This is a genomic window from Serratia bockelmannii (genome assembly GCF_008011855.1).
GTDB lineage: Bacteria > Pseudomonadota > Gammaproteobacteria > Enterobacterales > Enterobacteriaceae > Serratia > Serratia bockelmannii.
The window spans coordinates 1-12851 of the sequence record NZ_VOUX01000028.1; the positions used below are offsets into that span (position 1 = coordinate 1).

General features: G+C 54.4%; 9 protein-coding genes. All 9 read left to right on the forward strand.

Annotated elements, in window-relative coordinates; translation table 11 throughout:
* Positions 1-360: EF-Tu C-terminal domain-related protein (locus FOT55_RS13795; protein WP_458574479.1), on the forward strand; the 360-nt coding region annotated here is incomplete at its 5' end.
* 259 nt (positions 361-619) lie between these two features.
* Complete coding sequence (gene secE / locus FOT55_RS13800; protein WP_004929916.1) at positions 620-1003, forward strand: preprotein translocase subunit SecE; 384 nt, start codon at positions 620-622, stop codon at positions 1001-1003.
* Position 1004: 1 nt separating this feature from the next.
* A complete protein-coding gene (gene nusG / locus FOT55_RS13805; protein WP_004929914.1) occupies positions 1005-1550 on the forward strand; it encodes a transcription termination/antitermination protein NusG in 546 nt (181 codons plus the stop codon).
* A 165-nt stretch (positions 1551-1715) separates the two neighbouring features.
* Positions 1716-2144: a 50S ribosomal protein L11 gene (gene rplK / locus FOT55_RS13810; protein ID WP_015376316.1), complete on the forward strand. Its 429-nt coding sequence runs from the start codon at positions 1716-1718 to the stop codon at positions 2142-2144.
* 3 nt (positions 2145-2147) lie between these two features.
* A complete protein-coding gene (gene rplA / locus FOT55_RS13815) occupies positions 2148-2852 on the forward strand; it encodes a 50S ribosomal protein L1 (RefSeq protein ID WP_019456443.1) in 705 nt (234 codons plus the stop codon).
* A 338-nt stretch (positions 2853-3190) separates the two neighbouring features.
* A complete protein-coding gene (rplJ, locus tag FOT55_RS13820) occupies positions 3191-3688 on the forward strand; it encodes a 50S ribosomal protein L10 (protein WP_004929905.1) in 498 nt (165 codons plus the stop codon).
* Positions 3689-3751: 63 nt separating this feature from the next.
* On the forward strand, positions 3752-4117 hold the full coding sequence (gene rplL, locus FOT55_RS13825) for a 50S ribosomal protein L7/L12 (RefSeq protein WP_004929903.1): 366 nt from the start codon (positions 3752-3754) through the stop codon (positions 4115-4117).
* Positions 4118-4449: 332 nt separating this feature from the next.
* Entirely contained in the window at positions 4450-8478 is a 4029-nt protein-coding gene (rpoB, locus tag FOT55_RS13830) for a DNA-directed RNA polymerase subunit beta (RefSeq protein ID WP_025304938.1), read from the forward strand.
* A gap of 118 nt (positions 8479-8596) precedes the next feature.
* Positions 8597-12820, forward strand: a complete 4224-nt coding sequence (gene rpoC, locus FOT55_RS13835; protein ID WP_025304939.1) for a DNA-directed RNA polymerase subunit beta' — start codon at positions 8597-8599, stop codon at positions 12818-12820.
* The last annotated feature ends 31 nt before the right edge of the window (positions 12821-12851 follow it).

A 12851-nucleotide genomic window follows, 5' to 3' on the forward strand; every position in this document is an offset into this window, starting at 1 on the left:
GGTGTTCTGCTGCGTGGTATCAAACGTGAAGAAATCGAACGTGGTCAGGTACTGGCTAAACCAGGCTCCATCAAGCCACACACCCAGTTCGAATCTGAAGTGTACATCCTGAGCAAAGATGAAGGTGGTCGTCACACGCCATTCTTCAAAGGCTACCGTCCACAGTTCTACTTCCGTACCACTGACGTGACCGGTACCATCGAACTGCCAGAAGGCGTAGAGATGGTAATGCCAGGCGACAACGTGAACATGGTTGTAACCCTGATTCACCCAATCGCGATGGACGACGGTCTGCGTTTCGCAATCCGTGAAGGCGGCCGTACCGTTGGCGCAGGCGTTGTTGCTAAAGTTATCGCTTAATCGCTGATAAAGTTTGACGCGACACGCGGTAAAAGGGCATCATTTGATGCCCTTTTTCTACGCTGTGAACTAGAACCTATCTCATCAGCGATTTTGCAGTCATAATCATTGGTGAGATGGGCTCTTAAACCGTATTGACTGAATACGTCATGGCGTAAAACACCGGGATATTGCTATTGCGGTATCCGATCGGTTTGGTTTGCCTCGCAATGCGAGGCAAAGTTGTTTGTTCTGAATCATCATTGTGACAGGTTGGTTTATGAGTGCGAATACCGAGGCTCAAGGGAGCGGACGCGGCCTGGAAGCGGCAAAGTGGCTGATCGTCGCCGTTCTGTTGGTTGTGGCTATTGTCGGTAACTATTACTACCGTGATTTAAGCCTGCCATTGCGCGCGCTGGCAGTTGTGCTGATCATCGCCGTTGCAGGTGCAGTGGCTCTGATGACCACCAAAGGCAAAGCCACCGTTGCGTTTGCCCGCGAAGCGCGTACCGAAGTACGTAAAGTGATTTGGCCAACTCGTCAGGAAACGCTACACACCACGTTGATCGTTGCCGCGGTAACCGCCGTGATGTCACTGATTCTGTGGGGACTGGATGGTATTCTGGTCCGTCTGGTGTCGTTTATTACTGGCCTGAGGTTCTAAAATGTCTGAAGCTCCAAAAAAACGTTGGTACGTCGTTCAGGCGTTTTCCGGTTTTGAAGGTCGCGTAGCGCAATCGCTGCGTGAACACATCAAACTGCACGATATGGAAGAGCTGTTCGGCGAAGTGATGGTGCCTACGGAAGAAGTGGTTGAAATCCGTGGTGGCCAGCGTCGCAAGAGCGAGCGTAAATTCTTCCCTGGCTACGTGCTGGTGCAGATGGTGATGAATGACGCCAGCTGGCACCTGGTGCGCAGCGTACCGCGTGTCATGGGGTTCATCGGCGGCACGTCTGACCGTCCTGCGCCTATCAGCGATAAAGAAGTTGATGCGATCATGAACCGCCTGCAGCAGGTTGGTGACAAACCGCGTCCGAAGACGCTGTTCGAGCCGGGCGAGCTGGTGCGCGTCAACGATGGCCCGTTTGCCGATTTCAACGGCGTGGTCGAAGAAGTCGATTACGAAAAGAGCCGCCTGAAAGTTTCCGTTTCCATCTTCGGCCGTGCAACGCCGGTGGAACTGGACTTCAGCCAGGTTGAAAAAGGCTGATCGAATAATCAGCAATAAGCGGTCCGTTGCCGCTTGTCAAAGGCGCGAAATTGAACTACAATTTCGCGCCTTTTGTTTTTAGATGCCTTGCCTGATGCCTGTCTGGCGAGGTTAAACACGGGGAGCCTCTCACGAGGCGATACTACCCAAACCGAGGAAATTTAAATGGCTAAGAAAGTACAAGCCTACGTCAAGCTGCAAGTTGCAGCTGGTATGGCGAACCCGAGCCCACCAGTGGGTCCAGCTCTGGGTCAGCAGGGCGTTAACATCATGGAATTCTGTAAGGCATTCAACGCTAAGACTGACAGCGTTGAAAAAGGTCTGCCGATTCCGGTTGTTATCACCGTTTATTCTGATCGCTCCTTCACTTTCGTTACCAAAACCCCGCCAGCAGCAGTTCTGCTGAAAAAAGCGGCTGGTATCAAGTCTGGTTCCGGTAAGCCGAACAAAGACAAAGTAGGTAAAGTGACTCGTGCTCAGGTACGTGAAATCGCAGAAACCAAAGCTGCGGACATGACTGGTTCTGACGTTGAAGCGATGACTCGCTCCATCGAAGGTACCGCTCGTTCCATGGGCCTGGTAGTGGAGGATTAAGAGATGGCTAAGCTGACCAAGCGCATGCGCGTGATCCGTGACAAAGTTGATGCTACTAAACAGTATGACATCACCGAAGCTGTTGCTCTGCTGAAAGAGCTGGCCACCGCTAAATTCGTAGAAAGCGTTGACGTTGCCGTTAACCTCGGCATCGACGCTCGTAAATCTGACCAAAACGTTCGTGGCGCTACCGTTCTGCCACACGGCACCGGTCGTTCCGTTCGCGTTGCCGTATTTGCCCAAGGCGCTAACGCTGAAGCAGCGAAAGCTGCCGGCGCAGAGCTGGTAGGTATGGACGATCTGGCTGACCAGATCAAGAAAGGCGAAATGAACTTCGACGTTGTTATTGCTTCCCCGGATGCAATGCGCGTTGTAGGTCAACTGGGCCAGATCCTGGGTCCACGCGGCCTGATGCCAAACCCGAAAGTGGGTACCGTTACTCCGAACGTTGCTGAAGCAGTGAAAAACGCTAAAGCTGGTCAGGTTCGCTACCGTAACGACAAAAACGGCATCATCCATACCACTATCGGTAAGGTTGATTTCGACGCAGACAAGCTGAAAGAAAACCTGGAAGCCCTGCTGGTTGCGCTGAAAAAAGCAAAACCTTCTCAGGCGAAAGGCATGTACATCAAGAAAGTTAGCCTCTCCACCACCATGGGTGCTGGCGTTGCTATCGATCAGAGCGGTCTGTCTGCTGCAGCGAACTAATCGCACTTGCGATTATCGCTTTGACTTGGGGCCGAGATTTGTCTAGAATCTTATGCCCCAAGGTTTTGCTACTGGCTATGCCGTAGGCAAAACAAAGATTTTTCGGTTGGAGCCTGGCCTATCCAGGCCTCCGTCCAAGACCGCAGGTGTATCGCAAGATACTTAATCCTTCCTGCGTAGACGGTGACAGAGCCTAAGAAAATTTTTCTTTTTTATAAAAGAATGTCTTTGCTGGATTCTGCTCACCGTGTTAAGCCGCTCGGCGTGGCGTTTTACAAAGCGCCGAGTGAAGTGAGTTCCGGGGGATTTTCCCCGGCTAATCCAGGAGCAAAAAGCTAATGGCATTAAATCTTCAAGACAAACAAGCGATTGTTGCTGAAGTCAGCGAAGTAGCCAAAGGCGCGCTGTCTGCGGTTGTTGCGGATTCCCGCGGCGTTACCGTAGATAAAATGACTGAACTGCGTAAAGCAGGTCGTGAAGCTGGCGTTTACATGCGTGTTGTTCGCAACACCCTGATGCGTCGCGTAGTTGAAGGCACTCCATTCGAATGCCTGAAAGACACGTTTGTCGGTCCAACCTTGATTGCATTCTCTCACGAACACCCGGGCGCTGCTGCTCGTCTGTTCAAAGAGTTCGCGAAAGCGAATGCAAAATTCGAGGTTAAAGCTGCGGCCTTTGAAGGTGAGCTGATCCCAGCGGCGCAAATCGACCGCCTGGCGACGCTGCCAACTTACGAAGAAGCGATCGCACGCCTGATGGCAACCATGAAAGAAGCCGCTGCCGGCAAACTGGTTCGCACTCTGGCTGCAGTACGCGATCAGAAAGAAGCGGCGTAAGCCACTCTTTCTTAGCCTTTGCTAACGTATTTAAACTATTTCTGAATTTTAGGAACAATTGTTATGTCTATCACTAAAGACCAAATCCTGGAAGCAGTTGCCGCTATGTCCGTAATGGACGTTGTTGAACTGGTTTCCGCTATGGAAGAAAAATTCGGCGTTTCTGCTGCTGCTGCTGTAGCTGTAGCTGCTGGCCCAGCTGAAGCTGCTGAAGAGAAAACTGAATTCGACGTTATCCTGAAAGCTGCAGGCGCTAACAAAGTTGCTGTTATCAAAGCAGTACGTGGCGCTACCGGCCTGGGTCTGAAAGAAGCTAAAGACCTGGTTGAATCTGCTCCAGCCGCTCTGAAAGAAGGCGTGAGCAAAGATGACGCAGAAGCTCTGAAAAAATCTCTGGAAGAAGCTGGCGCAGAAGTTGAAGTTAAATAAGCCAACCTTTCCGGTTGCAGCCTAGTCTTTTAGGCTGATGGCTGGTGACTTTTTAGTCACCAGCCTTTTTGCGCTGTAGGGCGCCAGTAGCGTTTCACACTGTTTGGCTGCTGGTTTCGCCTCCCAATGTTTGTTTCTGTTGACGACTTAATATACCGCGGTCTTTGCACTACCAGGAGTTCTGGGGGAAGACGCGATGAAATGGTTTAAGCGTGATAGCAAGAGACATTGCGGAAAGTGTTCCCGCTTTCCGGTCGACAAAACGGTGTTGCATGAACTGTCCCTAATCGGACGGACAGATTGGGTCACTGATCAGCGAGCTGAGGAACCCTATGGTTTACTCCTATACCGAGAAAAAACGTATTCGTAAGGATTTTGGTAAACGTCCACAAGTGCTGGACATACCATATCTCCTTTCTATCCAGCTTGACTCGTTCCAGAAGTTTATCGAGCAAGATCCAGAAGGGCAGTACGGCCTTGAAGCCGCATTCCGTTCTGTTTTCCCTATCCAGAGCTACAGTGGCAATTCGGAGCTGCAATACGTTAGCTACCGTCTTGGTGAGCCGGTCTTCGACGTCAAAGAGTGCCAGATCCGTGGTGTGACGTTCTCTGCACCGCTGCGCGTAAAACTGCGCCTGGTTATCTATGAGCGCGAAGCGCCTGAAGGTACGGTCAAAGACATCAAGGAACAAGAAGTCTACATGGGCGAAATTCCGCTCATGACCGAAAACGGCACCTTTGTGATCAACGGTACTGAGAGGGTTATCGTATCTCAGTTGCACCGTAGTCCTGGCGTATTCTTCGACAGCGATAAGGGTAAAACCCACTCTTCGGGTAAAGTGCTGTACAACGCACGCATCATCCCTTACCGCGGTTCATGGTTGGACTTCGAGTTCGATCCGAAAGACAACCTGTTCGTGCGTATTGACCGTCGCCGCAAACTGCCTGCGACCATCATTCTGCGCGCGCTGAACTACACCACTGAACAGATCCTCGACCTGTTCTTTGACAAGATCGTCTTCGAAATCCGCGACAACAAGCTGCAGATGGAGCTGGTGCCAGAGCGCCTGCGTGGTGAGACCGCTTCGTTCGATATCGAAGCCAACGGCAAGATCTACGTAGAGAAAGGCCGTCGTATCACCGCCCGTCATATCCGTCAGCTGGAAAAAGACGACATTCAGAGCATTGAAGTACCGGTAGAGTACATCGCGGGCAAAGTGGTCGCGAAAGACTATATCGATACCAATACCGGCGAACTGATCTGCGCAGCCAACATGGAGCTGTCGCTGGATCTGCTGGCCAAACTGAGCCAGTCTGGCCACAAGCGCATCGAAACGCTGTTCACCAACGATCTGGATCACGGCGCGTACATCTCTGAAACGCTGCGTGTCGATCCGACCAACGATCGTCTGAGCTCGCTGGTAGAAATCTACCGCATGATGCGCCCTGGTGAGCCGCCAACGCGCGAAGCTGCCGAAAGCCTGTTCGAGAATCTGTTCTTCTCCGAAGACCGCTACGATCTGTCCGCGGTTGGTCGCATGAAGTTCAACCGTTCTCTGCTGCGCGACGAGATCGAAGGTTCGGGCATCCTGAGCAAAGACGACATCATCGAAGTGATGAAGAAGCTCATCGATATCCGTAACGGCAAGGGCGAAGTGGACGACATCGACCACTTGGGCAACCGTCGTATCCGCTCTGTCGGCGAAATGGCCGAGAACCAGTTCCGCGTAGGTCTGGTGCGTGTTGAGCGTGCGGTGAAAGAGCGTCTGTCTCTGGGCGATCTGGATACCCTGATGCCTCAGGACATGATCAACGCCAAGCCGATTTCGGCGGCGGTGAAAGAGTTCTTCGGTTCCAGCCAGCTGTCCCAGTTCATGGACCAGAACAACCCGCTGTCCGAGATCACGCACAAGCGTCGTATCTCCGCACTGGGCCCGGGCGGTCTGACCCGTGAGCGCGCCGGCTTTGAAGTTCGAGACGTACACCCGACCCACTACGGCCGCGTGTGCCCAATCGAAACGCCGGAAGGTCCAAACATCGGTCTGATCAACTCCCTGTCCGTGTACGCACAGACTAACGAGTATGGCTTCCTGGAAACCCCGTACCGCCGCGTGCGTGACGGCGTGGTGACCGATGAAATCAACTACCTGTCTGCTATTGAAGAAGGCAACTTCGTTATCGCCCAGGCGAACTCCAACCTGGATGAAGAAGGCCGCTTCGTAGAAGACCTGGTCACCTGCCGCAGCAAAGGCGAATCAAGCCTGTTCAGCCGCGATCAGGTTGACTACATGGACGTATCCACCCAGCAGGTTGTTTCTGTTGGTGCCTCACTGATTCCATTCCTGGAACACGATGACGCCAACCGTGCATTGATGGGTGCGAACATGCAACGTCAGGCCGTACCAACCCTGCGCGCTGACAAGCCGCTGGTCGGTACCGGTATGGAACGTGCTGTAGCGGTTGACTCCGGCGTAACCGCCGTTGCCAAACGCGGCGGTGTGATCCAGTACGTGGATGCTTCCCGTATCGTTATCAAAGTTAACGAAGACGAGATGTACCCGGGCGAAGCAGGTATCGATATTTACAACCTGACCAAGTACACCCGTTCTAACCAGAACACCTGCATCAACCAGATGCCGTGTGTGAGTCTGGGTGAGCCAATCGAGCGCGGTGACGTGCTGGCGGATGGCCCATCGACAGACCTGGGCGAACTGGCACTGGGCCAGAACATGCGCGTAGCGTTCATGCCTTGGAACGGCTACAACTTCGAAGACTCCATCTTGGTCTCCGAGCGCGTGGTGCAGGAAGATCGCTTCACCACCATCCACATCCAGGAACTGGCGTGCGTGTCTCGCGACACCAAGCTGGGGCCTGAAGAGATCACCGCCGACATCCCTAACGTGGGTGAAGCTGCGCTCTCCAAGCTGGATGAATCCGGTATCGTGTATATCGGTGCTGAAGTGACCGGCGGTGACATCCTGGTCGGTAAGGTAACGCCTAAAGGCGAAACCCAGCTGACGCCGGAAGAGAAACTGCTGCGTGCGATCTTCGGTGAGAAAGCGTCTGACGTTAAAGACTCTTCTCTGCGTGTGCCGAACGGCGTTTCCGGTACGGTTATCGACGTGCAGGTCTTCACCCGTGATGGCGTGGAAAAAGACAAGCGCGCGTTGGAAATCGAAGAGATGCAGCTGAAGCAGGCGAAGAAAGACCTGACGGAAGAACTGCAGATCCTGGAAGCCGGCCTGTTTGCACGTATCCACGCGGTGCTGGTTGCCGGTGGCATCGAAGCCGACAAGCTGAGCAAGCTGCCGCGCGATCGCTGGCTGGAACTGGGCCTGACCGACGAAGAGAAGCAAAACCAGCTGGAACAGCTGGCCGAGCAGTACGACGAACTGAAATCCGACTTCGAGAAGAAGCTGGAAGCCAAGCGTCGTAAGATCACTCAGGGCGACGATCTGGCGCCGGGCGTGCTGAAAATCGTCAAGGTTTATCTGGCCGTTAAACGTCAGATCCAACCGGGTGACAAGATGGCGGGCCGCCACGGTAACAAGGGTGTTATCTCCAAGATCAACCCGATCGAAGATATGCCTTACGATGAAAACGGCACGCCGGTAGACATCGTACTGAACCCGCTGGGCGTACCATCACGTATGAACATCGGTCAGATCCTGGAAACCCACCTGGGTATGGCTGCGAAAGGCATCGGTGAGAAAATCAACCAGATGCTGAAGCAGCAGCAGGAAGTGGCCAAGCTGCGTGAGTTCATCCAGAAGGCCTACGATCTGGGCGACGACGTTTGCCAGAAAGTTGACCTGAACACCTTCAGCGACGACGAAGTGCTGCGTCTGGCAGAGAACCTGAAAAAAGGTATGCCGATCGCAACGCCGGTGTTTGACGGTGCGAAAGAGACTGAAATCAAGAAGCTGCTGGAAATGGGTGGTATCCCGACCTCCGGTCAGATCACGCTGTTCGATGGCCGTACCGGTGAGCAATTCGAGCGCCAGGTTACTGTTGGCTATATGTACATGCTGAAACTGAACCACTTGGTTGACGATAAAATGCACGCCCGTTCAACCGGTTCTTACAGCTTGGTTACTCAGCAACCTCTGGGTGGTAAAGCGCAGTTCGGTGGTCAACGCTTCGGTGAGATGGAAGTGTGGGCACTGGAAGCATACGGCGCGGCTTATACCCTGCAGGAAATGCTCACCGTTAAGTCGGATGACGTTAACGGCCGTACCAAGATGTACAAAAACATCGTGGATGGCGACCACCGGATGGAGCCAGGCATGCCGGAATCCTTCAACGTACTGTTGAAAGAAATCCGCTCGCTCGGCATCAACATCGAACTGGAAGACGAGTAATCGTCATTCCGGCTCAGGCTCCCCGCCTAAGGGAGCCTGAGGGTGGTTGTTCAGGTCACACGGGTACCTACTGCGGTTGTGGGTACCCAACAGGTTTAACTCCGACAGGAGCCAATCCGTGAAAGACTTATTGAAGTTTCTGAAAGCGCAAACTAAGACCGAAGAGTTTGATGCGATCAAGATTGCTCTGGCCTCGCCAGACATGATCCGTTCGTGGTCGTTCGGTGAAGTTAAGAAGCCGGAAACCATTAACTACCGTACGTTCAAACCAGAACGTGACGGCCTTTTCTGCGCCCGTATCTTCGGGCCGGTAAAAGATTACGAGTGCCTGTGCGGTAAGTACAAGCGCTTGAAACACCGCGGCGTGATCTGTGAGAAGTGCGGCGTTGAAGTGACCCAGACCAAAGTGCGTCGTGAGCGCATGGGCCACATCGAGCTGGCTTCGCCGACCGCGCACATCTGGTTCCTGAAATCGCTGCCATCCCGCATCGGTTTGCTGCTGGATATGCCGCTGCGTGACATCGAACGCGTACTGTACTTCGAATCCTATGTGGTGGTCGAAGGCGGTATGACCAACCTCGAGCGTCGTCAGATCCTGACCGAAGAGCAGTATCTGGACGCGCTGGAAGAGTTCGGTGACGAATTCGACGCCAAGATGGGTGCGGAAGCTATTCAGGCCCTGTTGAAAAACATGGATCTGGAAGCCGAGTGCGAGCAGCTGCGTGAAGAGCTGAACGAAACCAACTCCGAAACCAAGCGCAAGAAGTTGACCAAGCGTATCAAGCTGCTGGAAGCGTTCGTACAGTCCGGTAACAAGCCGGAGTGGATGATCCTGACCGTGCTGCCGGTACTGCCGCCGGATCTGCGCCCGCTGGTTCCGCTGGATGGCGGTCGTTTCGCGACCTCGGATCTGAACGATCTGTATCGCCGCGTGATCAACCGTAACAACCGTCTGAAACGCCTGCTGGATCTGGCTGCGCCTGACATCATCGTGCGCAACGAAAAGCGTATGCTGCAAGAAGCGGTAGACGCCCTGCTGGATAACGGCCGTCGCGGTCGTGCCATCACCGGTTCCAACAAACGTCCTCTGAAATCTTTGGCCGACATGATCAAAGGTAAGCAGGGTCGTTTCCGTCAGAACCTGCTCGGTAAACGCGTTGACTACTCCGGCCGTTCCGTAATCACCGTAGGTCCATACCTGCGTCTGCATCAGTGCGGTCTGCCTAAAAAGATGGCGCTGGAGCTGTTCAAACCGTTCATCTACGGCAAGTTGGAGCTGCGTGGCCTGGCCACCACCATCAAAGCCGCCAAGAAAATGGTTGAGCGTGAAGAAGCCGTCGTTTGGGATATCCTGGACGAAGTGATCCGCGAACACCCGGTACTGCTGAACCGTGCACCAACCCTGCACCGTTTGGGTATCCAGGCGTTTGAACCGGTTCTGATCGAAGGTAAAGCGATCCAGCTGCACCCACTGGTTTGTGCGGCCTATAACGCCGACTTCGATGGTGACCAGATGGCTGTTCACGTACCGCTGACGCTGGAAGCCCAGCTGGAAGCGCGTGCGCTGATGATGTCTACCAACAACATCCTGTCCCCAGCGAACGGCGAGCCAATCATCGTTCCTTCTCAGGACGTTGTACTGGGTCTGTACTACATGACCCGCGACTGTGTTAACGCCAAGGGCGAAGGCATGGTGCTGAACGGTTCCAAAGAAGCTGAGCGTGTTTACCGCGCCGGCCTGGCGTCTCTGCATGCGCGTGTTAAAGTGCGTATCACCGAAGACGTCAAAAACGCCGAAGGCGAATGGACTTCTCAGACCAGCATCATCGACACCACCATCGGCCGCGCCATCCTGTGGATGATCGTACCGAAAGGTCTGCCGTACTCGATCGTTAACCAGCCTTTGGGCAAGAAAGCGATCTCCAAGATGCTGAACACCTGTTACCGCATCCTGGGCCTGAAGCCGACCGTTATCTTTGCTGACCAGATCATGTACACCGGTTTTGCTTACGCAGCCCGTTCAGGCGCTTCCGTAGGTATCGACGACATGGTTATCCCGGCCAAGAAAGCGGAGATCATCGAAGAAGCGGAAACCGAAGTTGCCGAGATCCAGGAGCAGTTCCAGTCTGGTCTGGTTACCGCCGGCGAACGCTACAACAAAGTGATCGATATCTGGGCTGCAGCGAACGAACGCGTTGCGAAAGCGATGATGGAAAACCTGTCGGTAGAAGACGTGGTTAACCGTGACGGCGAAGTGGAACAGCAAGTTTCCTTCAACAGCATCTTTATGATGGCCGACTCCGGTGCGCGTGGTTCCGCCGCTCAGATTCGTCAGCTGGCCGGTATGCGTGGCCTGATGGCGAAGCCGGACGGCTCCATCATCGAAACGCCAATCACCGCGAACTTCCGTGAAGGTCTGAACGTACTCCAGTACTTCATCTCCACCCACGGTGCTCGTAAAGGTCTGGCGGATACCGCACTGAAAACCGCGAACTCCGGTTATCTGACCCGTCGTCTGGTTGACGTGGCGCAGGATCTGGTTGTGACCGAAGACGACTGTGGCACCCACGACGGCATCCTGATGACTCCGGTTATCGAAGGTGGCGACGTGAAAGAGCCGCTGCGTGAACGCGTTCTGGGCCGTGTGACGGCAGAAGACGTCCTCAAGCCGGGTACGGCGGACATTCTGGTGCCACGCAACACCCTGCTGAACGAGAAGGCGTGTGACCTGTTGGAAGAGAATTCTGTCGACAGCGTTAAAGTCCGTTCCGTAGTGAGCTGTGAAACCGACTTTGGTGTGTGTGCAAACTGCTACGGTCGCGACCTGGCACGTGGCCACATCATCAACAAAGGTGAAGCCATCGGCGTTATCGCGGCACAGTCCATCGGTGAGCCGGGTACACAGCTGACGATGCGTACGTTCCACATCGGTGGTGCGGCATCTCGTGCGGCTGCTGAATCCAGCATCCAGGTGAAAAACAAGGGTAGCCTCAAGCTGAGCAACGTGAAGTTCGTTATGAACGCCGCGGGCAAGCTGGTGATCACCTCGCGTAACACCGAACTGAAACTGATCGACGAATTCGGCCGTACCAAAGAAAGCTACAAGGTGCCTTACGGTGCCGTGATGGGCAAAGGCGACGGTGAAGAAGTTAACGGCGGCGAAACCGTTGCTAACTGGGATCCGCACACCATGCCGGTCATCAGTGAAGTCAGCGGCTTCATTCGCTTCGCGGATATGGTTGACGGCCAGACCATTACTCGCCAGACCGACGAACTGACCGGTTTGTCTTCTCTGGTCGTACTGGACAGCGCAGAGCGTACCGGTAGCGGTAAAGACCTGCGTCCGGCACTGAAAATCGTTGACGCTCAGGGCGAAGACGTATTGATCCCAGGTACTGATATGCCTGCTCAATACTTCCTGCCGGGCAAAGCGATCGTTCAGCTGGAAGACGGCATTCAGATCGGTGCGGGTGATACCCTGGCGCGTATTCCTCAGGAATCCGGCGGTACCAAGGATATTACCGGTGGTCTGCCGCGCGTTGCCGACCTGTTCGAAGCACGTCGTCCGAAAGAGCCGGCAATCCTGGCTGAAATCAGCGGGATTATCTCGTTCGGTAAAGAGACCAAAGGCAAACGTCGCCTGGTGATCTCTCCGCTGGACGGCAGCGACGCTTACGAAGAGATGATCCCGAAATGGCGTCAGCTCAACGTGTTCGAAGGCGAAGTGGTGGAACGTGGTGACGTCGTTTCCGACGGCCCAGAGTCTCCGCACGACATTCTGCGTCTGCGTGGCGTGCATGCGGTTACCCGCTACATCACCAACGAAGTGCAGGAAGTTTACCGTCTGCAAGGCGTTAAGATTAACGATAAGCACATCGAAGTTATCGTTCGTCAGATGCTGCGTAAAGGCACCATCGTTAGCGCTGGTGGCTCCGAGTTCCTGGAAGGCGAGCAGGCTGAAGTGTCTCGCGTCAAGATTGCCAACCGTCAGCTGGAAGCTGAAGGTAAAATCGCGGCAACCTTCTCGCGCGATCTGCTGGGTATCACCAAGGCTTCCTTGGCGACCGAGTCCTTCATCTCCGCTGCATCGTTCCAGGAAACGACGCGCGTTCTGACCGAAGCTGCCGTAGCCGGCAAGCGTGATGAACTGCGTGGCCTGAAAGAGAACGTTATCGTGGGCCGTCTGATCCCAGCCGGTACCGGTTACGCTTATCATCAGGATCGTATGCGTCGCCGTGCTCAGGGTGAAGCGCCGGTTGTTCCGCAAGTCAGCGCGGAAGAAGCGACGGCTAACCTGGCCGAGCTGCTCAACGCAGGCCTGGGCGGCAGCGACGACGAGTAATCGTCATCCGCGCCGCGGGCCCGGTACGCCG